Here is a 21,218-nt window from a genome sequence, read left to right on the forward strand (position 1 = left end):
CGGGGCCGAGGCTCGGCCGAATGCGAGAAGGCCCGCCGATCGGGGATCGGCGGGCCTTCCTGAGGTTCGGGAAGTCGGTTCGGGCTCAGCCGTGGGCCGGGGCTCCGTTCGGCGCGCCGTGGGAATCCTTGCCGTGCGGATCCTTGCCGCGCTTCCTTCCGATCCAGATCACCGCCTTGCGGATCACCACGTAGAAGACCGGCGTCAGGAACAGGCCGAAGAAGGTCGCGCCGATCATGCCGAAGAACACCGCCGTGCCGAGCGCCTGACGCATCTCGGCGCCGGGGCCCGTGGCGATCACCAGCGGCAGCACGCCGAGGATGAAGGCGAAGGCCGTCATCAGGATCGGGCGCAGGCGCAGGCGGCAGGCCTGGACCGCGGCATCCACCGGCCCCTTGTGCTCGCTCTCCTCGATGTCGTGGGCGAATTCCACGATCAGGATCGCGTTCTTTGCCGCCAGACCGATGAGCACGATGAGTCCGATCTGGGTCAGGATGTTGTTGTCCTGTCCCCTCAGCTGCACCCCGAACAGGGCGGCGAGCACGCCCGTCGGCACCACCAGCAGGATCGCCAGCGGCAGCGCCCAGGATTCGTACTGCGCCGCGAGCACGAGGAACACGAGCAGCACGCCGAGCGCGAAGACGTAGATGGCCGTGCCGCCCGCCGCCTTCTGCTGATAGGCGATCTCGGTCCAGTCGTAGGCGTAGCCCTCGGGCAGCGCGCGCTTGGCGATCTCCTCCATCGTGTCCAGGGCTTGGCCCGTCGAGACGCCGGCCTGCGCCACGCCCTGGATCGGCACCGAGTAGTATAGGTTGAACCGCTGCACGATCTGCGGACCGGTGATCTCGCGGATCGAGGCCAGGGTGCCCATCGGGACGAGGGCGCCTGTGGAGGAGCGCACCTTGAGCTGCTCGATGTCGCGCTGCGACATGCGGTAGATCGCGTCACCCTGTACGCGCACCTGATAGATGCGGCCCAAAGTGTTGAAGTCGTTGACGTAGGTGCCGCCGAGCGCCGCCTGGACGGTGTTGAAGACGTTGGCGAGCGGCACGTTCAGCATGCGCGCGATGGTGCGGTCGATGTCGAGGTAGAGCTGCGGCGTATCGTTGCCGAAGGTCGTGAAGACCCGCTGCACGTCCTTGCTCTGGTTGGCCTGCCCGATCACCTCGCCGGCCGCCGCGAGCAGCGGGCCGATTGCTGAAGACTGGCGGCTCTCGATCTGCATCTTGAAGCCGCCGCCCTGGCCGAGGCCGCGCACCGGCGGCGGCGGGATGACGATGATCCGCGCCTCCTGGATGCCGGCGGTCGCCTTGAGCACGTCGCCGGTGATCACCGCCGCGCTGCGCCCCTGTGCGGCCCGCTCCTTGGCGCCCTTCAGGGTGAGGAACATCACCGCCGCGTTGGTGGTGTTGGTGAAGGTGGCGCCGTCGAAGCCGGCGATGATGACGGTGTTGGTGACGCCGTCGACTTTGCGGGCCAGCGCCGCGGCGTGGTTCACCGCCGCCGTCGTGCGGTCGAGGGAGGCGCCGGCGGGCAATTGCACGACGCCGATCAGGTAGCCCTGATCCTGGTCCGGGATGAAGCCCGTGGGCGTCGTCCGGGCAAGATGCAGCGTCGCTGCGATCACGCCCGCATAGAGGATCAGCATGGCGATCACGCCGATCGCCGTGCCGGTCAGGAAGCGGATCGAGTGGGCGTAGCCGTTCGAGAGCCAGTCGAAGCCGCGGTTGAACAGGTGCGCCAGCCAGTTGACGAACCGGGTGAGGAAGAACTTCGGCGGCTTGTGCTCGTGGTGGGGCTTCAGCAGCAGCTTGCAGAGCGCGGGCGACAGGGTCAGCGAGTTGAAGGCCGAGATGATCGTCGAGGCCGCGATGGTGAGCGCGAACTGCTTGTAGAACTGGCCCGAGATGCCGGGAATGAAGGCCGTCGGGATGAACACCGCCGCCAGCACCAGGGCGATGGCGATGACCGCCGAGCCCACCTCGTCCATGGTCTTGTGGGCGGCCTCGCCGGGCGAGAGACCCTCGGCCATGTTGCGCTCGACGTTCTCGACCACGACGATCGCGTCGTCGACCACAATGCCGATGGCGAGCACGAGCCCGAACAGGGTCAGGTTGTTGAGCGAGAAGCCGAGTGCCGACATCACCGCGAAGGTGCCGACCAGCGACACGGGGATCGCGATCACCGGGATCAGCGCGGTGCGCCAGCTTTGGAGGAAGACCAGCACCACGATGACGACGAGGAGGACGGCCTCGAACAGGGTCTTGTAGACCTCGTGGATCGATTCTTCGATGAACTCCGTCGGGTTGTAGGCGATGCGGTACTCGACGTCCGGCGGGAAGTTCTTCTTCAGCTGCTCCATCGTCGCCTTGACCGATTCCGCGGCCTCGAGCGCGTTGGTGCCCGGCCGCTGGAAGGCGCCGATGCCGACCGCGGGCGTGTCGTTGAGGAAGGAATTGGTGGTGTAGTCCTTCTGGCCCATCTCGACGCGGGCCACGTCGCGCACGCGCACGAGGCGCCCGTCACTGGCCTTGACGATGACGTCGGCGAACTCCTCCGGCGTCTGGAAGCGCCCTTGCGACTGCACCACGAGCTGGAAGGCGGCGCCCGGCGCGGCGGGCGGGCCGTTGAGCTGGCCGGCGGCGACTTGGACGTTCTGTTCCTGCAGCGCGCTCGTGATGTCGGTCGTGGTCAGGCCGTAGGCGGCCATCTTCTGCGGATCGATCCAGATTCGCTCGGCGTACTCGTTGCCGCCGAAGATCGTGATGTCGCCGACGCCGTCCAGGCGCAGCATCTCGTCACGGATGTTGAGGTAGATGTAGTTGGCCAGATAGTTCTGGTCGTAGGTGCGCTTGGGCGAGAGCAGGTGCACGACCAGCATCAGGTCGGGCGAGGCCTTGCGCACGATGACGCCGAGGTTGCGCACGTCCGGCGGCAGGCGGGGCTGGGCCACCGAGAGCCGGTTCTGGACGAGGACGTTCGCGATATCGAGGTTGGTGCCGACCTTGAAGGTCACGGTCAGCAGCATCGCGCCGTCGTTGGTCGACAGCGAGGTCATGTAGAGCATGTTGTCGACGCCGTTGATCTCCTGCTCGAGCGGCGTCGCGATCGTGGCCGCGACCGTCTCGGCGTTGGCGCCGGGAAAGCTCGCGCGCACGGTCACCGTCGGCGGCACGATCTCAGGGTATTGCGAGACCGGCAGCTTCTCGTAGGCGACGAAGCCGACGATGAGGAAGATGATCGACGTCACCGAGGCGAAGATCGGCCGGTCGACGAAGAAATGGGCGAAACGCATCGTTCAAACCTCTCGCCGCCGGAACAGGCGCCCTCGCGCCGGCCCTCGCAGCTTGCCGTCTGCGTTCAGGCCGGCGCCCCGGCTGGTGCCGAGGCGCCGACGTTCGATGATCAAGGCTCGCTCCGCGCCCGCCCCCGCGGCCGCAGCGGCGTCACTTCTTGGTTGGCGGCAGCTCGATCGTCTCGGGCTTCACCTGGGCGCCCGGGCGGACCTTGGCCACGCCGTTGACGACGACGCGCTCGTCGCCCTTCAGGCCGTCCTGGATCACGCGGTAGCCGTCGACGATCGGCCCGAGCTTGACGGGCACGGCCGAAACCTTGTCCCCCTCGCCGAGGACGTAGACGATGCGCTTGTCCTGGTTGGCCGAGACCGCCTCGTCGGGGATCATGATGCCGCGGAAGGGCTTGGTCGCCGGCATCGAGACGATGCCGAACAGGCCCGGCTTGATGAACCGGTCCGGGTTCTCGACGGTGGCGCGCATCAGCATCGTGCCGGTAGCGGTGTCGACCCGGTTGTCCACGAAGTCGAGCGTGCCCTTCCGGCTCGCCTTCTCCTCGCCGGAGAGCGCGATGTTTATGGGCGCGCCCTTGCCGCGCTGCATCTGGCCCATGCCGATCCCGAGCGTGTTCTGGTATTTCAGGAACGAGCGCTCATCGACGGTGTAGCCGAAGTAGATCGGATCGAGCGAGACGATCCGGGCCAGGATCGTCTGGTCGGTGCTGACGATGTTACCCTCGGTCACGAGACGCTGGCTGATCCGCCCGTTGATCGGCGACTTCACTTCCGTGAAGTCGTAGTTGAGCTGGGCGTTGCGCAGGGCGGCTTCCGCGCTGTCCACGTCGGCCTGGGCGGTCTGCGAGGCCTGACGGCGCTGGTCGGTGACCTGCTCGGAGATGTTGCCGCCGCGCGAGAGCACCTGCGCGCGCTCGAGGTCGGTCTGCGTGAAGGAGAGACGCGCCTTGGCCGACGTGAGCGCGGCCTGCGCCTGCTCCAGCGCCGCCTTGTAGGGGCGCCGGTCGATGATGAAGAGCACCTCGCCCTTCTTCACGTCCGCGCCGTCCTGGAACATGATCTTGTCGAGGTAGCCCGTCACGCGGGCGCGCACCTCGACGAATTCGATCGGGTCGAAGCGGCCGGTATACTGGTCCTGCTCGACGATCTCCCGCACCACCGGCTTGGCGACCGTCACGGTCGGCGGCGGGGCACCCGGCATCTGCGCCTGGGCGGAGCCGGCGCCCAGGAGGACGACGACAGCCAGCGGCGTGGCGAGGAGAAGAGGCCTGAGGCTGCGCATCATTCGGTTCCCTGCATGGCGCGGCCTAGTCCCGGCGACGGCGTATGGGGCGTGCGCTCGCGCACATAGCCGCCGATTCGCGCGCAAGTCGTCGCGGAACGGCGCTTCGTGCCAGCAATTCTTAACCTTCGATCGGTTCGCCCGACCCGTACCAATCCTTGAAGGCGCCGGCGTAATGCTCGTTCAGATCGAGCCCGGCCTGTTGCGCGGCGGCGATGGCGTGGACGGAGCGCACGCCGGAGGCGCAGGAGAAGACGGGCCTTCGCCCGTCCGCCTCGATCAAAGCCTTGAGGGCATCGGCATCGAAGGTCGAGAGCGGATGGGAGACGGAACCCGGAATGCGCCCGCGGGCGAATTCGTGATCCTCCCGCACGTCGATGAGCAGGAGTGAGCCGTCCGACAGGCCCTGCTTGACCGTCTCACGGTCGAGGTCGACCACCTTCATCGCAACCGACCTTTCCGGGCTGGAGCGCTGACCGCCGAAACCGTCGTGGCGGGCCATGCGCGACGGGGTTTCTTATGTCGCCGGGCCTGCGCCGCGCAACCGGCGGCCGGGAGGCCCGCCCGCGCTCAAAGGTCCACGGCGGCCGGCAGGCGGTCCAGCGCGGCGTCCGCCCTCTCGAAATGAGCCGCCCAGCTCGGCGGCTCGTAGCCGGCCAGCCGGCCGGCCAGTTCCGCACGGAGGGCGGAGGCCGGCTCGCTCAGAGCGGTCACGGCCTGCGCCCAGCCGGGGCCGTCGAGGGGATCGAGGAAGTGGGCGAAGCGTCCGCCGATCTCCCGGTGGACCGGGATGTCGGAGGCCACGACCGGCAGGCCGCTCGCCGCCGCCTCGACCACCGGAAGGCCGTATCCCTCGATGAAGGAGGGCATCAGCAGGGCAGTTGCGCCGCGCATCAGGCGCGCGAGGCCGTGCGTGGACAGGCCGATGACCTCGCTCACATGGGGGCGCAGGGCCGGGCAGCGATCGAGCATGTCCGCGACACTTTCGATCTCCCAGCCGCGCCGGCCGATCACGACGAGGCGCGGGGTCGCCGCGCCCAGGCGCTCGGCGAGGCTGCGCCAGACGTTGAGCAGAAGCAGGTGGTTCTTGCGCGCCTCGATGGTGCCGCAGACGAGGAAGGTCGGGCGGACGAGGCCCGGCAGGCCCGCGCCCCGATCTAAGAAGACCGGCTCGACGCCGAGCGGGACCACGCTCACCGGCCGCGGGGCCAGGCCCTGCTCCCGCAGGTAGCGCGCGAAGCGCTCGCCGACATCGCCCGAATTGACGAGGACGTGGGCCGCGTGGCGCGCCACCGTCGCCATGCGCGAGGCGTGGCGCTCGGCCTCCCCCGGCCGACCGTATTCCGGATGCGAGATCGGGATCAGGTCGTGCACGAAGAAGACCGGCCGCACGTCGCGCCGGGTGTAGAGCCAGTCGAAGCGCGCGGGCAGATCGAGGCGGAGATGGGAGGTGTGGAGATAGACCGTGCCCTGCGGCAGCCGGTCGGTCCCGTCGGCGCGCAGCACCCGCAGCAGGGTCTCGGCCTGAAGCCGGCGGCGATGCAGCCCTCGCCCTCCCCGGCGCCCGCCTGCCTGCCGGGCCGGAGGGGTGTCCGAGGCGAGGCAGGCCGCGAGATCCCGGAAGACGGGATCGGCCTCGGCGGTGACGTCTTCCACCCAGCCCGCCGCGACGGTCTCGACGATGGCGCGGGCGCTCGCGCGATCGAGGACGCGCGGCCCGAGCGCGGTCGAGACGAGGCCGAACCGCGTGCCTTCGGGGCCACCCTCGAGGTAGTGCCGGGCATAGGCGAGATCGACCCGGTCGATGCCGGTGGGGCTGGCATGGCGCAGCCGCGTGATGAGGCGGGTCAGGTCGATGGCGATGGTCGCGGGCATGGCGCGCTGAATAGACCGGTTCCGGGGCCCGTGGCGACCGCCGACCCGCGCCGGCCCCCTTCCCGCCTCACGCCGGTTCCGCGCCGGTCGTCCGTGGCTCTAATGCTGCGGCCGGTCGATGGAGCCGGGCCGGCTCGCGATCTCGCGGCCGAGCTCCATCAGAACGGCATCGACGAGGCGGCGCAGCTTGCGGCTGCCGCTCAGGTCGATTGCCTGACGGGCGGCGATGAGTAGTTCCGCCGCCTCGTCGATGGCCTCGGCCGCGATATCCCTGTCGTGACCCAGCAGGGCGCGGGCCTCGGCGCTGAGCGCGGCGACGTCGACCAGCGTTCCTTCGGCGCGCACCGGCCGCTCCTGCCCGTCCCGCTCGATCCGGCCGCGACACAGCACCCGGCTCAGGCCTCCGGCCACGGCCGCGAAGTGGAACTCGGCCGAGACCTCGTCCTCCCCCTGCTCGGTGGCCCGAAAGAGCTCGGCCAGGAACCGGTCGGCCTCCTGAAGGTCGAGACCGGCGGTCGCGCGCTCGCCGCGCAGGGCGCGCCCGGCGAGATCGCCGTCGCCCGCCATCAGGTCGGCCGCACCCTCATCCAGAAGGAAGTGTCCGGTGGCCGGATCCCATTCCCAGGCTCTGATGGTGCCGGCTTCCGCCAGCGTTCCGACGAGCGCCGGGTTTGCGCCCTTCCGGGCGTCACTGCGTCTGCGTTTCAAAATCTTGCTCCCCGCGCAGGATGCGTCAGGCTGATCATGTCCACGTCGCCGCGGCGCGCGGGCTGCGGCGGCTCTCTTCTGGCGGCGGGCGTCGCGCGTCCGCCGCCGGGTCCCGATCCTCAGGAGGCGAGGCGGGCGACGCTCGTGCGCGACGGGGCCAGCACCGAGCGGATGTCGCCGCGCTTGGCCTGGAGCTGGCGCAGGGAGCGACGGTCGAAGGCCGCCTCGACGGCCACGATCTCCTCGCCTTCGATCTCGTGGGGCAGGCCGAGCGGGATGGCGCGCAGATGCAGCTGCAGGAGGCGCAGGATCCAGCTCGTCGGCATCTCGGAGACGAAGCTCGACACGCCGCGGGGCAGACCCCACTCGACGATCGCCGTCATGAGGGCGAGCGCGGTCGGGTTGAGGCGCCGGCCCGAGGTGCGGGCACTCTCGGCCACACAGATGCGGCCCCATTCGAAGATGTGCGGGCCCGAGGGCGCCGCGCCCTCGCAGAGCTGCGGCAGCACCATCGGCAACAGGTAGGGCCGGGTGGTCGGCAGCAGCCGCGAATAGCCGATCACGGCCTCGTCGTCGTCGAGGGCGAGGAGGTGAACGGCGTGCTCGTCGTCGAACTCGTCGATCTCGCGCCGGTCGGGGCGGGCGAGAGCGCTCCAGCCCAGCTCCTCCACGAAGACCCGGTGCCGCAGGCGGAAAGCCTGATCGAGGGCGCCGGCGTAGTCCTGCATATTCTCCGCGGTCACGACATGGATCATCGGAACACCTCTTGGAAAATCCAAGATCGGTGATCCCAAATCCGGGTACCCCGCATCACTACGGATTTCCGTAGGGTTCTGTACGGGGCCGGACGTTCGCGGCTGGGCGCACACGGCTCCGCCGCCGCCAAAGCCCGCGGAATCGGCGCGCAAACTCTCTATCGTGGATTGCAGATCGGAGGCAACGTCCGGCCTCGTCGGCGCCGTGGAGACGCCGGTCCCGTCAGACGATCAGGCCGCGCCGGAAGCCTTCGGCCACCGCCTGAGCCCGGGTCACGCAGCCGAGCTTCACCCGGGCCGAGCGGAGGTGGAAATCCGCCCCGTGGCGCGAGATGCCCATCAGTTCGCCGATTTCCCAGTCCGTCTTGCCCTCGGCGGCCCATTGCAGGCTCTCGCGCTCGCGGGCTGTCAGGCCGATCCGGCGCTCGCTGGGGCCGCTGTCGATGAGCAGCATCTGCCCGACCACGTAGGAGGCCAGAAGCGTCAGCACTCCGCGCTGGGCCGGGCTGATGTCGAGGCGGGGCCCCGCGAAGGTCAGGCCGCCGCGCTCCTCTTCCAGCGTCGCGAGCGGCACGGTGAAGCCCTCGCCGAGGCCGAACTCGCGGGCCTCGCCCATCACCTGCTGCGAGCGCCGCTCCGTGAGAGACGCCGCCTCGATCTCCGACCATTGGAAGCCGGTCGTCGTACCGAGCGTCGCCTGAACGACGGGGTCCGCGTACATGTAGCCTTTGGAAAAGTAGAGCCTGTTCCACTCTTCGGGTGTATTCTCGACGATGACGTAGTTCTTCTGCGTCCGCGCCGGAAGACGCTTGACGGGGATCATCGACGAGATGACGTATTCGATCCCGAATGAACTCAATCGCGGCATGATGGCCCGCAGGACATCCTCACGCGAATGCGCTCGATCGAGCGATTTGAGGATTTCCAACGTCAGGTCGAGCGATTTTCGGGACATGGCGCACGAAAGAGATGCATTCCCATTACGATAGGTCGGAATGACGCAGTTGAGAAGTGCTGTAAAAAATTTCCTTTAAGTTGCATCGCGGCGTCGTGTCGGGACTTCTCTCGCCCCTCGCGACGGGACTGGCTCCGTCACTTGTGAACCGGCGAACACTGGCCTGGAAACAACGGGCGCCACCTCGTTCCCCGGGCCGGACCGAACGATCATCGTTCGCCCGAGCACCTATTCGTGGCGGATCGTGACGATGCGGAGCCGGTCGCGTCGAACGGAACGGTTCGCGGACCGGTCTTCCCGGAAACGGCGGAAGGGGCGTGCTTTCGCCCCACGCGATTGCCGCGGGTATCCTTCGGCCCTGCGCCCATCGAGTGCCACGAGCGGGATAGCGCGGGATGGACGCCTTCAGGTTGTAATGTCCTATCGACAAGCGGGCTGGTAGCGCGCGATACAAGGGAGGATGTGTGTCGCTCACCGCTCACGCTGCGCCGGGCCGCCTTGCCGCCCGCGGCTCTTCCATCAGTGACGGAGCGAAGCCGACCGGTCTCGCGACGGGCGCGAAACGGCTGCGGCCATCGTAGATCGATCGGAGAGGAAGGGGATCGCGCGGTTGCCCGTACTCGGGCCGACGAGCAGCACGCAAACCGCCCTCGGCAGGGCAGGCGGTGGCTGGACTCGTTCTCGAAAAGGAATGGTCGGAGTGGCGGGATTCGAACCCACGACCCCTAGTCCCCCAGACTAGTGCGCTAACCGGGCTGCGCTACACTCCGACGCCCCTGAGGGCTCGGCGCTCTTAGCTTTCCGCCTCGGGCCGCGCAACCCCTTTTCGCTGCGGCCGCCACCGAAGCCGTCGCCCGCGCAGGCTCTCGACGCCGCGATCCCGAGACGGCTTCGGATTCAAGGCGGCTGAAGAGTGCCGGCTTTCCGGCCGCGCTTCGAGGGGTCGGCGACTTGGAGGCTGTTGACGGCACTGTCGGGCTATGGCTGTAGGCAGGCACCGCCCTGCAGGGATCGAAATCCGTCATGTCCGAAGGCGATACGCTGTCCAAGGCCCTTGCCGATGTCCGGAGCCGGATGGGCGACCTCCAGACCGAGTACGACCGGATCTCGGCCGAGCTGACCAAGCTCAAGGTCGCCGAGCGCTCGCTGGCGGCGATCGTCGAGGGCGCTCCGCTGGAGGGCTTGGGCGGGCTCGGCGGGTCCAAGGGGGATGCGGGCGACGGCGCGGCGCGCGCGGGCCGCGGCGGCCGGGGCAGCCGCGGGCCGAGGGCGAATTCGGCCAAGGGGCGGCTGAAGGCCCTTCTCGATGAGGCCGGACCGCAGGGCCTGTCGCATGCCGAGATCGCCCGGCGCCTGCCGGATGTCGCCCCCAACACCCTGAACACCTATCTCAGCGTCATGGCCAATAGCGGCGAGGCGGTCCGGCGCGGCGACTTCTACTCGGCCGGCACCCCGGCCTCGTCGGCCCAGGTCGAGCCGGACGACGCGGCCGAGACCGGGGAAGCGGACGAGGACGCCGACACGGACGTCTGATCGCCGTCTCCACCCGTCCTCACTGCGGCGAGGAGGAGCGGCGGACGGTGTCCGGGACCTTCAGTCCGGCAGCGCGAAGACGACGAGGGCGTCGCCCGTGCCGAAGCCCGAGCCCTTGGTGAAGGAGGCGCCGCCCGCGGCCACCGCCACGTATTGGCGTCCGTCGACCGCGTAGGTGACCGGCGGCCCGCCGATGCCGGCTCCGCACTGGAAGCGCCAGAGGATGTCGCCGCTCGCCGCATCATGGGCGTCGAGATGCCCGTCCTCCTCGCCGGAGAAGACGAGGCCGCCCGCGGTCGCGAGCGTTCCGCCCGAGAGCCGGCTGCCGGACCTGCGCGACCAGGCCACCGCACCGCCCCTGCCGAGATCGACGGCCGTCAGCGTCGAGAAGCTGGGTTCTCCCCTCGCCTCGCCGGTCTCGGTGTAGCGGACGGCCTCGCGCCCGGCGGCCGGCGGGACGGTCTTGACCGTGTAGGTCGCCGCCCCGTGCCGAACCTGCGCGAAGGCGAGGCCGGCCCCGGCATCGTAGGCGACGGGATGCCAGGACACCGCCCCGAGCGGGCCGGGACTGACCACGGTGCCCTCCGGGCTCGGGGGCAAGAACAGGTTCTTGTGGGTGATCAGGGGTGCGGATTTGGCCAAGAGGCGTCCGTCGGTCCGGTCGTGCACGTAGATCCAGCCGAGCTTGCTCGCCTGCGCCACCGCCTTCACCGGCCCGCTCCCGGCCGCGAAGTCGAGCAGGAAGGGCGGGCTCGCCACGTCGTAGCCCCACTGCTCGTGCGGCACCTGCTGATAATGCCAGCGCAGAGCGCCGGTCCGCACGTCGAGCGCCACGAGGCTCATCGTGTAGAGGTTGTCGCCCGGCCGCGTCAGGCCGAAATTCTGCGGGGCCGGATTGCCGGTGCCGAGATAGATCAGGCCGAGCGCCGGATCGTAGGCCGGGGTCATCCAGAGCGAGCCGCCGCCGACCTTCCAGGCCTCGGCATGGCGCGGTGCGGCCGCCTTCTCGGCGGCGATGTCCCGGTTGAGCGGCAGCCCGTCGGCGGTCTTCTCGACGAAGCCGCCCTCCCAGCCCTCCGCCTTGGTGACGTACCAGCGCCAGCGCTCCTCGCCCGTGCGCGCATCGTAGGCGGCGAGCCAGCCGCGCCGGCCGTAGCCGCCCTCGATCCCGACCACGGCGCCGCCGTCGAGGCCGCCCTTCTCGTCCTCGACATGCAGGCCGTAGCCCGCCCCCGTGACGCCGACGATGACGAGACCCTCGGCCACGAGCGGCGGCATCTTGAAGCCGAGCCGGCTCGAGCCCTGGACCGGCTTGTCGCCGAGTGACGCCGCCAGCGCCGAGGCGGTCTCGCTCTCGCCCTCCTCCGGTCGCACCGCCTCCCGGTCCCAGACCAGCCGGCCGCTCTTCGCGTCGAGGGCGATCACCCGTCCGTCCATGGTCGCCTCGAAGACGAGGCCGCCGGACACCGCCACGCCCCGGTTCGAGGGCGGCCCGAAGATCTTCTCGGTGCGCGCCTTGTGGGTATAGGTCCAGAGCACACGCCCGGTTTTCGCCTCCAGGGCCGCCACGTGGTTGCCCGTGGTCGAGAGGTACATCACGCCGTCGACCACCACGGGCTCGGCCTGGAAGGTGCCGGTCACGCCGGTCTGGAAGATCCAGGCCGGGCGCAGGCGAGCAACGTTGCCGCGGTCGATCTGCGCCAGCGGCGAGTGGTGCGTGTTGGTGGCATCCCGCCCGAAGGCCGGCCAATCCTGCAGGGGCCGAGCGCCCTCGCCCGCGCCGGCCGCCGCGAGCGACATCAGCAACGCCAGAGGCGCGGCGACGCGGCGGCGTAAAACCCGACCCTCGGCAAGCGTCATCGCCCACGTCTTTGCCTGTCGCGTCACGGCCCTCTCCTCCCTCTTTGTCTCTTGGTTAGGGCGAGACAGGACGTCTGTCGAATGGATCGACGCTGAGGCTGCCCCGACATCTTTCTCGGACCTATTGCCTCGCGAAATCGTTGTTGAAGCAGATCGGACCGGCATCGCATGCGCGCGACGGCCGCTTCACCGAGACGAGGGAGATCGATGCGTACTCTGATCCTGGCCGCGACCCTGGCCTTCGCCACCCCCGCCTTCGCCCAGACCGCGGCACCGGGGCCGGCGGCGCCGCAATCCGGTGCGCCGGTGGCCGGCGGCCAGAACAACACCGGGGCCGACACCAACGTCACCATTCCGCGCGGCAGCACCGGGGCGGACACGGTGCAGACCAATTCGGCCGCGGGCGGCAACGCCAACCAGCCCTCGCGAGCCGTGCCGCAGGGCAGCGGTGGCGGCGGGAGCGGCAGCGGCGGCGGCAACTGAGACACACCAAGCCTGCCGTTGTAAGGAGGGGCCCGGCCGCAACGCCGGGCCCTTTTCGCGTGCCTGACGAGCGACCCGACCCCGGCGCGCGGTTCGGGCGAGGCCGTCAGGCGCGCGGCGCCATCCGTAATTCGAAATGGGCGCCCGGACCCGGCAGCAGCGCCAGCGTTCCGTCGAGCTGGCGGGCGAGGTTGCCGATGATGCGCATCCCGAGACTCGCCCGCGCCTTCAGGGGATCGAAGCCCGGCGGTAGGCCGATTCCGTCGTCGCTGACGGAAACGGTCAATCCGCCGTCCTCGCGCATCGCCGCCGTGACCCGGATCGAGCCCTGCCCTTCCGGGTAGGCGTACTTGATCGCGTTGGTGACGAGTTCGTTCACGAACAGGCCGAGGGGGATGGCGAGGTCGGCCGGCATCGTCACCGCCTCGGCCCGGCAGATCAGCGCGTGGGCGCCCGCGGTCTCGGTGAGCTTCTCGCACAAGGCTTCGAGGAAGCCCGCCACGTCGATGCGGGTCAGGTCGGGCTGGCGCCAGAGCTGGTCGTGAACCTGCGCCACCGCCTCGACGCGGGTGCGCGCATCCGCGAGCGCGCTCTTCACGTCCGGGTTCTCGGTGCCGCGCGCCTGAAGGGCGAGCAGACCCGCCACGACGGCGAGGCTGTTCTTGACCCGGTGACTCATCTCCCGGCTCAGCAGGTCCTGCCGTTCGATCGCGACCTTGAGCTGGGCCTCCGAGCGCTGGCGCTCGATGGCGCTGCCCAGGAGGTTGGCGAAGCCCTGCATGAAGGCGATGTCGGCCGGCCCGAACACGCCCTCGCGGGTGTCGTCCACCTCCAGCACGCCGTAATGGCCCTCGCGGTTGGTGATGAGCACGTTGACCGCCCGGCGGATGCCGTGGCTGGCCATGAGTTCGGGCGTGCGGAAGCGCGTCTCGTTCTCGAGGTGGTTGGAGATGACCGGGCGACCGGTTTTCAGGGCGTAGCCCGCGGGCGAGGCGAGGTCGGCACCGACCGTGGCCCGCCCGACGCATTCCTGCTCCCAGCCGACGCCGGCACAGACGAGGAGCAGATCCTGGGCGGGCTGGTATTCCAGCGCCTTGCAGAACTGCGCCTGCATGCCCTGTGCGCAGAGTTCCGTCGCCCGCTGCAGCAGCGGCAGGAGTTCGGTGGCCCGCAGGGCCTCCACACCGAAATCGGAGAGGATCGCCTGCTGGCGCAACCGGAGGTCAAGCGCCTCGGGCGACAGGTCGGTCATGGAATCGGCTCGGCTTTCCCAGGATGCGGGCGCGCGCGCGTCGGCGCGCGGGCCGCCCTCGCAGACGACGATGTCCACAATGTGGGAGGTGGGCCTTCAACGTTCGATGGAAAGACCCGGTCGGCCCCGGTCCTTCCATCGCAGCCGCTTTCGCCCTGCCGCCCCGAGCCGGAGACGGCGCGACCGGAGCCGGGTGCCGGCTCCGGGGCATTGGCTCAGGGGATGGCCTCAGGGTTTGGCGTTGAGCAGCGCCTCGGCCCGGTCGAGGGCCGCCTCGCAGCCCTTCGCGTCGCCCTTGCCGTCGGCGGTGCGGGCCTCCTCCAGGGCGACCTTGGCCTGCTGGGCTTGGTCGGCGCCCTTGCCCGCCTCGGCGGACTTCTCCGGGGGGGCCTCGCGCCGGTCGGTCTGACCGCCGGTGCCGGTCTGGCCCTCACCCTCGCGGTGGGCGGCGATGGTCTTGCTGCCGGTGGAGGCCGAGATCGCGGTGTTCGCCTGGGACTTCACCCGGCCGTCGAGGGCGGCGATGCGGTCGGAGCAGGGTGAGGCCAGGGCGGGCGCCGCGACGAGGGTCGTCAGGAGCGAAAGGCAGAGTGCGGCGCGTGCGGCCTGCGTCATGGAGGGGCGTCCTCTTCGTATCGAATGCGACGGGGAAAGCCGCGAGAACGCCCGGGGTTGCCATCCCGAGCGCGGAAGAGGCCGACCCCCGCGCCCGAGACATGGCGATGTCCCCTTCCCCGCCTGCGAGGATCAGGCCGCTTTCACCGTCGTGAGGAAGCCGCTCACCGCGGCGCCGAGCTGCTCGGAGCGGCGCGTGAGTTCGGAGGCCGAGGCGAGGACCCGGGCCGAGGCTGCGCCGGTCTGACCCGCCACGTCCCGGACGGCCACGATGTTGCCGGTGACGGATTGCGTGCCCTGGGCCGCCTGGGCGACGTTGCGCACGATCTCCTGGGTGGCGGCGCCCTGCTGCTCCATCGCCGCGGCGACGCCGCCGGCGATCGTCTGAAGCTCGACGATGGTCTGGCCGATGGCCTGGATGGCGGCGACCGCCTGACGCGTCTCGTTCTGGATGTGGCCGATCTGCGCCGAGATCGTCCGGGTCGCTTGGCTCGTCTGATCGGCGAGTTCCTTCACCTCGCCCGCCACCACGGCAAAGCCGTGGCCTGCCTCGCCGGCGCGGGCCGCCTCGATCGTGGCGTTCAGTGCCAGCAGGTTGGTCTGGCCGGCGATGGCCGAGATCATGCCGACGACGGCACCGATCTTCTCGGCGCCCTCCGACAGGCTGCGGATGATCGCGTCCGTGCGCGCCGCATCGGCGGCGGCCCGGTCGGACATGCCGGAGGAGCGGGCGACCTGCGCGGCGATCTCGCCGATCGAAGACGCCATCTCCTCGCTGGCCGAGGCCACCATCTGGACGTTGGCCGACATCTGCTCGGCCGCGCTCGCCACGCTCGCCGATTGCTCGGTCGTCGTGGAGGCCGAGCGCGCCATGCCCTGCGCCGTCGCCTCCATCTCGCTGGCGGCCGAAGCCAGGGCGCGGGAGAGGCCGGAGACCTCCGCCTCGAAGCTTGCCGTGGCCTGATCGAGGGCCTGTGAGCGGCGCGCCTTCGTCTCGGCGTCGCGCGTCCCGCTCACATCCGCCTCGCGCCGGGCGATCATCGCATCCTTGAACACCTGGACGGCGCGGGCCATCGCGCCGATCTCGTCGCGCCGGGCCGCGCCGTCGATCGAGACGGCGAGGTCGCCCGCCGCGAGCCGGCTCATCGTGCCAGTGATGGCGTTGATCGGGCGGACGACGCCGCCCAGCACGGTCAGGACACCGTAGGCGAGGCCGCCGCAGGCCAGCAGCAGGCAGGCCAGGATCGCTCCGCCGGACCAGCTGGCGGCGACCTGCGAACGGTCGAACTCGGCGCGGCTCTCGCGTATCTGCAGCGCGGTCAGCTTCGACATGGCCTGCTGGAATTGCGGCATCCGCATCAGCAGGGTCTCGTGCGCGGCGGCATGCGCGTCGGAATTTCCGCGCGACAGCTGCGTGACGAGGTCGGCGATCATCGTCCCGTTGCGCGTCATGTGACCCTGCATCACCGCGATGAGCGCCGACTCCTCCTCGGTCTGGCTCGTCGCGACGTAATCGGACCATGCCTTGCTCAGTTCGCGCGCGTTGCGCTCGATCGATTCGGCGGCCGCCTTCGGAACGCTCTGCCCCTCGGCGGCGCTGCGCGAGGATTCGATGATCCGGTCATAGTTGTCGCGCATGGCCAGGAACCGGCCCAGCGGGACGAGCCGGTCCTCGAAATTGCTCTTGAGGCTGGCGTTGCTCCAAGTGAGCGCGAGGCTACCGACGCCTGTCGAGATCAAGAGCAATAGCCCCATGAACGACAGCATGAGGATCAGCCGGCTTTTGATCGTCACGGGCAACATGGAGGGCACCCCGGGGCATTTCACGCTCTGATTGCCGATCCTGGCGCCGGATTGTGCAAGATAAGTAAAATATGATGGCCCCGGCGAGATAAAATGCGGTGGTTGTCATTTGGACCGAGCCAGGTTCGGGTGACGAGCCCCCGACGCCGAGAGCCGCTTGTCCCAGAGAGACGCTCTTGCGATGTCCTGCCATCGAAGCGGTCGTTCCGCCCGGTCCCGTCCGCGAGGCTTCGATGCAGAAGCGCCCCCGACGGGTCCCGTCGCATCTCCAATTGGGGAGCGACGGGGCCGCCGAGGGCGCTTCCTATAGTCTCGACGGCCGGCCTCGACCGGCCTCTCGATCCCGGCTCCGCCGCCGGGACCGAGGCTGACGGATCAGGTGCTGAGCTGGTCGCGCAGCGGCAACTCGCGCACGCGCCGGCCGGTTGCGGCGAAGACCGCGTTGGCGATGGCCGGCGCGACCGGGGGCACGCCCGGCTCGCCGACGCCGCCGAGCGGGCTGTCGTAGTCGCTCGAGGGCAGGAGGTGCACCCGCACCGCCTTCGGGGCGGCGTCGATGCGCAGGACCTCGTAGCCGTCGTAGTTTGACTGCTCGGCCCGGCCGTTCTTGAAGGTGATCTTCGAGGTGAGCGCGAGGCCCATCCCCATGACCACCGCGCCCTCCATCTGGGAGCGGACGCGCTCCGGGTTGACCTGCGGCCCGCAATCGACGGCGATGTCGATGGCGTGGACCTTCACCCCACCCTTGTCGTCCACCTCCACCTCGGCCGCGACCGCGGTGTAGGTCACGAAGCTGTAGTGGCCGGCGATGCCGAGACCCCGGCCCTTCTCCAGCTTGCGGCCCCACTTGGCGCCGTCGGCCACCGTCTCGATCACGCGGCGCAGGCGGCCGGTATCGACGGGGTAGCGCTTCGGATCCTCGCCGTAATTCCAGACATCGCCCATCTCGGTCGGGTCGATCTTCCGGGCCGGGCCGATGAGTTCGAGCAGGTAATCCTTCGGATCGCGGCCCGCGGCATGCGCGAGTTCGGCGACGAAGGATTGGATCGCGAAGGCGTGCGGGATGTTCGAGACCGAGCGGAACCAGCCGATCCGGGTATGGGCGGCGGCTTCCGGGTTCTCGAACCGCAGGTTCTTCAGGGCGAAGGGGTTGTTCACGAGACCCATGCCCAGCTCGAACGGCAGCTCGTGCTTGGGATCGGGCGCGAAGATCGAGCCGATCGTCGGCGCGACCGAGCGGTGCAGCCACGCCACCGGCATGCCCTTGTCGTCGAGGCCGGCCTCGATCCACTCCACCGAGATGGTGTGGTAGTAGCTATGCTGGATGTCGTCCTCGCGGGTCCAGACCAGCTTGACCGGCGCGCCGTCCATCGCCTGGGAGCAGAGCGCCGCCTCGACCACGTAATCGGGCTTGGACTTGCGGCCGAAGCCGCCCCCGAGCAGCGTCACGTTCACCCGCACCTTGTCGGTGGGGAGGTTGAGGCGCTTCATCACCCGGTCATGGGCGGCCTGCGGCCCCTGCGTGCAGGCCCAGACCTCACAGGCGCCGTCCTTGATCCGCGCGACCGCGGCCGGGGGCTCCATCGGCGCCTGGGCGAGGTGGGGCACGAAGTACTCTGCCTCGACCTTCGACTTGGCGCCCTTCATCGCGCCGTCGACGTCGCCTGCGACCCGCACGACCTTGCCGGGCTTGCGCGCGGCGGCTTCCAGCTCCTTGCGGAAGGCGGTGGTGTCGTAGCCGGCGTTCGGGCCGTCGTCCCAGGTGATCTTGAGAGCCTCGCGGCCCTTCATCGCCGCCCAGGTATTCTTGGCGATGACGGCGATGCCGCCCAGCGGCATGAACTCGGACGGGATCTCGCCGCCCTCGATCTTGACGATCTTGACGACGCCCGGGACCTTCTTGGCCTCGCTGTCGTCGAAGGAGACGACCTTGCCGCCGTAGACGGCCGGACGGGCGACGACGGCGTAGAGCATGCCGTCGAGCTTGACGTCGAGGGCGTAGATCGCCTTGCCGGTGGTGATGTCGCGGTTGTCGATGAGGCCGATCTGGCCCTTGCCGATGTAGCGGAAGGCGTCCGGCTTCTTGAGCTGCACGCTCTCGCGGGCCGGGACCGGCAGGGAGGCTGCGGCCTCGGCCACCTCGCCGTAGCCGAGCTTGCGCCCCGACTTGGCGTGGGTCAGCACATGGTTCTCGGCCTTCACTTCGGAGGCGGGCACGCCCCACTGCTTGGCGGCGGCCTGGACCAGCATCAGCTTGGCGGCGGCACCGACATGGCGGAAGTGCTGGAAGAAGTGGCGCAGCGAGCGCGAGCCGTCGGTGTCCTCGTTGCCGAAGCGGGTCTCATCGCCCCAGGCCTGGACCACCTTCACCTTCGACCAATCGGCCTCCAGCTCGTCGGCGACGGTGAAGGCGATCGAGGTGCGAACGCCCTGGCCCATCTCGGAGCGGTGGTTGGTGACGGTGACCGTGCCGTCCTTGGCGATCGAAACGAAGATCTTCGGGTCGTCGCGCCAGCCGTTGGGCATGCCGTCGGCGCCGAACTTCTTCGCCTTCTGCTCCTCGGTCTGGCCCTCGTCGGCCCGGGCACGGTCCGAGAGCGACAGGGCGAGCACGAGGGCGCCCATGCCGCCGATGATGCCGCGGCGGCTGAAATTGTCGATGCGGACGGGTCCGGCCGCGTTCTCGGAGGCGGCGAGTTCCGCCATCAGCTTGGCTTCGTGAATCACAGGCGATCTCCCTTGGCGGCGGGCGCCGTCTGGCCGGCGGCCTGATGGATCGCGGCGCGGATGCGCGGATAGGTGCCGCAGCGGCAGATGTTGCCGCTCATGTTCTCGTCGATCTGCTGATCGGTCGGCTTCGGCGCGTCCTTGAGGAGCGAGGCCGCCTGCATGATCTGGCCGGTCTGGCAGTAGCCGCACTGCGCCACGTTCAGATCGCGCCACGCCACCTGGACCGGGTGGTTGCCGTCCGGCGAGAGCCCCTCGATCGTGGTGATCTCCTGGCCTTCCGCCGCGGAGACCGGGGTGATGCAGGACCGCGCCGCGGTGCCGCCGAGATGGACCGTGCAGGCGCCGCACTGGGCGATGCCGCAGCCGAACTTGGTGCCGGTGAGGCCGAGTTCGTCGCGCAGGTACCACAGCAGCGGCATCTCGGGATCGCCGTCGAAGCTGCGCTCGGCTCCGTTGACCGTGAGTTTTATCATTGTGCCATCTACCGTTTCAGGGTGATGCCGGACATGCGGATGGGAGCCCTTCCGCAGGCCGGCCGTCGATTCCAAACCCCATCATGCCTGTTCGGGACCCGTCCGAAGGCCCGTCGAGCGGGTGGTTCGGGCCCGAGGGGCCGGTACGGACGCGACGCGCCTATCCGGCTCTTCGTTGATTGTGCTCGCACGGCGTCGCGGGGGACGGCGGTTCACCGGTCCGGCGCGGCGGTACGGAGGAACGCGAAAACACTCGCGCCCAGGATCGAAGCCGCGGGCAGGAGCCACGACGCGAGACCGGTCCGGCCCCGTTTGCATTCGATATTTTGGAATTAATCAGAACTGGGATGCTGTGGCAATCAACCATGATAGCCCGCGGACCGGCATCCGCCCCCTCCGCGCCGGGTCCGAGCAGGCACGGGCAACGGTCTGTGCGGGCGCGCACATCGCCCGCGCGGGCGACGGCTTCAGAGCCGATGCCGCTTCGGCTCGGCCTTCGCCGCCTCGGGCAGGGCAGCGTACCATTCCGCGTAGGGCGTGTTGTGGATCATCCGGCGGTTCTGGTCGGGGGTGCCGTCCGTCCACCAGACCGGGCCGCGCTCGCCCAGACCGTGCTTGGCGAGATCCACCGCCGCGCGGGCGCGCCGCAGCGCCTCTTCCTCGCCGGAGCGCTTGGCCGCCCGCACGGCGCGGCGGGCATCCATCAGGTCGCGGACCAGCCGGTCGCGCTGCACCGGTTCGAGGTCGGGCCGGTGGCGGCGCCACAGCCGGCCGTGGACCACGATGTAGCGCCCGTCCGGCGTCTCCAGCACGCGCATCGGCGCTCCCTTCGGCCCGGTCGTCAGGCGAAATCGCCGATGTCGTCGGCCACGGCGTCGGGCGCCGTCACCGAGGCGTGGCCGTCCTGCCAGAGACGATGCGCGTCCGAGCCCGTCGGATGGGGATTGTGCTCGGGCCCCTCGCTGCGCTCGGCCGCCCGCCGGCCGTCGAGATAGGCCGGCTCGTTCACCGCGTCTTGGTCCATGGGGCCGCCCTCCCGCTCATCTGCCGCGAATCTACCGCTCCGTGCAGTTCCGGCGAGAGGGGTAGCACGATAACCGATGCAGACGGATTCACACTGTCGGCACGCCGCCGGCGTCGTTCGGGCGGCGTTCACCTCTCCGCCCTTCAGGCTGAGCCAAGCGGCGCCTGTCGCCGCTCGCACTTCGCGGCGCGACGGGCGTTTCGTGAGTGTCGAACACGGCCGGTGCCGCCGCGGAAGCGGTCGGTCCGGTCACGCACCAATCAGTACGGCCCCGAGGACGCCCGATGAGTCGCCTGGACGAATTGAAGAACGACCCCGCCTTCCGCCAAGCCGCCCTCGCGGTGCGCGGCGCGGCCAGCACCCTGAGCGGGCGGGCGATGACGCACGAGGAGGCGGAGCTGCTGGTGAGCTTCGCACTCGCGACCTACGCCAATGCCGGAGGCCTGTCCGAGCCGAGCCTGAGCCGGCTCGCCCGCTTTGCCGGCAAGGTCGAGCCGGATGCGAGCTTCGAGAGCCATGAGAGCATGATGAAGCACTGAGTTGGTCGCGGGCGGCGCTGCCGC

18 protein-coding genes and 1 tRNA gene are annotated in these 21,218 nt (G+C 69.7%); 3 read left to right on the plus strand and 16 right to left on the minus strand.

Annotated features, from left to right (window positions below; translation table 11 throughout):
• Positions 1 to 85 precede the first annotated feature (85 nt).
• From BY998_RS07920 to BY998_RS07955, 8 genes are all read right to left on the minus strand, one after another.
• Positions 86 to 3,295, minus strand: coding sequence for a multidrug efflux RND transporter permease subunit (locus BY998_RS07920; RefSeq protein ID WP_110351097.1), 3,210 nt, complete (start codon positions 3,293 to 3,295; stop codon positions 86 to 88).
• A 151-nt stretch (positions 3,296 to 3,446) separates the two neighbouring features.
• Positions 3,447 to 4,592, minus strand: coding sequence for an efflux RND transporter periplasmic adaptor subunit (locus BY998_RS07925; RefSeq protein ID WP_110351098.1), 1,146 nt, complete (start codon positions 4,590 to 4,592; stop codon positions 3,447 to 3,449).
• Between the two features lie 118 nt (positions 4,593 to 4,710).
• Positions 4,711 to 5,034 (minus strand): rhodanese-like domain-containing protein, encoded by a 324-nt coding sequence (locus tag BY998_RS07930; RefSeq protein ID WP_110351099.1) that lies wholly within the window; start codon positions 5,032 to 5,034, stop codon positions 4,711 to 4,713.
• Positions 5,035 to 5,159: 125 nt separating this feature from the next.
• Positions 5,160 to 6,476, minus strand: coding sequence for a glycosyltransferase family 1 protein (locus BY998_RS07935; RefSeq protein WP_110351100.1), 1,317 nt, complete (start codon positions 6,474 to 6,476; stop codon positions 5,160 to 5,162).
• 87 nt (positions 6,477 to 6,563) lie between these two features.
• Complete coding sequence (locus tag BY998_RS07940) at positions 6,564 to 7,172, minus strand: hypothetical protein (RefSeq protein ID WP_245421520.1); 609 nt, start codon at positions 7,170 to 7,172, stop codon at positions 6,564 to 6,566.
• Positions 7,173 to 7,291: 119 nt separating this feature from the next.
• On the minus strand, positions 7,292 to 7,927 hold the full coding sequence (locus BY998_RS07945) for an acyl-homoserine-lactone synthase (RefSeq protein WP_110351101.1): 636 nt from the start codon (positions 7,925 to 7,927) through the stop codon (positions 7,292 to 7,294).
• A gap of 223 nt (positions 7,928 to 8,150) precedes the next feature.
• The gene (locus BY998_RS07950) at positions 8,151 to 8,882 is read right to left on the minus strand and encodes an autoinducer binding domain-containing protein (protein ID WP_110351102.1); all 732 of its coding nucleotides are present in this window, start codon (positions 8,880 to 8,882) and stop codon (positions 8,151 to 8,153) included.
• 692 nt (positions 8,883 to 9,574) lie between these two features.
• A tRNA-Pro gene (locus BY998_RS07955) sits at positions 9,575 to 9,652 on the minus strand.
• Positions 9,653 to 9,905: 253 nt separating this feature from the next.
• Here BY998_RS07955 and BY998_RS07960 point away from each other — a divergent pair.
• Entirely contained in the window at positions 9,906 to 10,415 is a 510-nt protein-coding gene (locus BY998_RS07960; RefSeq protein WP_110351103.1) for a hypothetical protein, read from the plus strand.
• 60 nt (positions 10,416 to 10,475) lie between these two features.
• On the opposite strand, the gene BY998_RS07965 is transcribed toward BY998_RS07960, so the two are convergent.
• A complete protein-coding gene (locus tag BY998_RS07965; RefSeq protein ID WP_110351104.1) occupies positions 10,476 to 12,302 on the minus strand; it encodes a PQQ-binding-like beta-propeller repeat protein in 1,827 nt (608 codons plus the stop codon).
• Positions 12,303 to 12,482: 180 nt separating this feature from the next.
• Between BY998_RS07965 and BY998_RS07970 the strand changes: the two genes are divergently transcribed.
• Complete coding sequence (locus BY998_RS07970; protein WP_110351105.1) at positions 12,483 to 12,758, plus strand: hypothetical protein; 276 nt, start codon at positions 12,483 to 12,485, stop codon at positions 12,756 to 12,758.
• Positions 12,759 to 12,864: 106 nt separating this feature from the next.
• Here the strand turns inward: BY998_RS07970 and BY998_RS07975 are convergent, their stop codons facing one another.
• From BY998_RS07975 to BY998_RS08005, 7 genes are all read right to left on the minus strand, one after another.
• Complete coding sequence (locus BY998_RS07975) at positions 12,865 to 14,010, minus strand: histidine kinase dimerization/phosphoacceptor domain -containing protein (protein ID WP_110351261.1); 1,146 nt, start codon at positions 14,008 to 14,010, stop codon at positions 12,865 to 12,867.
• 228 nt (positions 14,011 to 14,238) lie between these two features.
• Positions 14,239 to 14,625, minus strand: a complete 387-nt coding sequence (locus tag BY998_RS07980; protein ID WP_110351106.1) for a hypothetical protein — start codon at positions 14,623 to 14,625, stop codon at positions 14,239 to 14,241.
• 132 nt (positions 14,626 to 14,757) lie between these two features.
• Positions 14,758 to 16,428 carry a methyl-accepting chemotaxis protein gene (locus tag BY998_RS07985; protein WP_181425457.1) on the minus strand — a complete coding sequence of 557 codons (1,671 nt, stop codon included), beginning with the start codon at positions 16,426 to 16,428 and terminating at the stop codon, positions 14,758 to 14,760.
• Between the two features lie 375 nt (positions 16,429 to 16,803).
• Positions 16,804 to 19,155, minus strand: a complete 2,352-nt coding sequence (locus BY998_RS07990) for a xanthine dehydrogenase family protein molybdopterin-binding subunit (RefSeq protein WP_110351107.1) — start codon at positions 19,153 to 19,155, stop codon at positions 16,804 to 16,806.
• Positions 19,152 to 19,631 carry a (2Fe-2S)-binding protein gene (locus tag BY998_RS07995; protein WP_110351108.1) on the minus strand — a complete coding sequence of 160 codons (480 nt, stop codon included), beginning with the start codon at positions 19,629 to 19,631 and terminating at the stop codon, positions 19,152 to 19,154. Before BY998_RS07995 ends, BY998_RS07990 begins: the two co-directional genes overlap by 4 nt.
• Before the next feature lie 467 nt (positions 19,632 to 20,098).
• Positions 20,099 to 20,449, minus strand: coding sequence for a hypothetical protein (locus BY998_RS08000; RefSeq protein ID WP_110351109.1), 351 nt, complete (start codon positions 20,447 to 20,449; stop codon positions 20,099 to 20,101).
• A gap of 23 nt (positions 20,450 to 20,472) precedes the next feature.
• Positions 20,473 to 20,655, minus strand: a complete 183-nt coding sequence (locus BY998_RS08005; RefSeq protein WP_110351110.1) for a hypothetical protein — start codon at positions 20,653 to 20,655, stop codon at positions 20,473 to 20,475.
• 284 nt (positions 20,656 to 20,939) lie between these two features.
• On the opposite strand from BY998_RS08005, the gene BY998_RS08010 reads away from it, so the two are divergent.
• Complete coding sequence (locus BY998_RS08010) at positions 20,940 to 21,194, plus strand: hypothetical protein (protein ID WP_110351111.1); 255 nt, start codon at positions 20,940 to 20,942, stop codon at positions 21,192 to 21,194.
• The last annotated feature ends 24 nt before the right edge of the window (positions 21,195 to 21,218 follow it).

The organism is Methylobacterium sp. B4 (genome assembly GCF_003201865.1).
GTDB lineage: Bacteria > Pseudomonadota > Alphaproteobacteria > Rhizobiales > Beijerinckiaceae > Methylobacterium.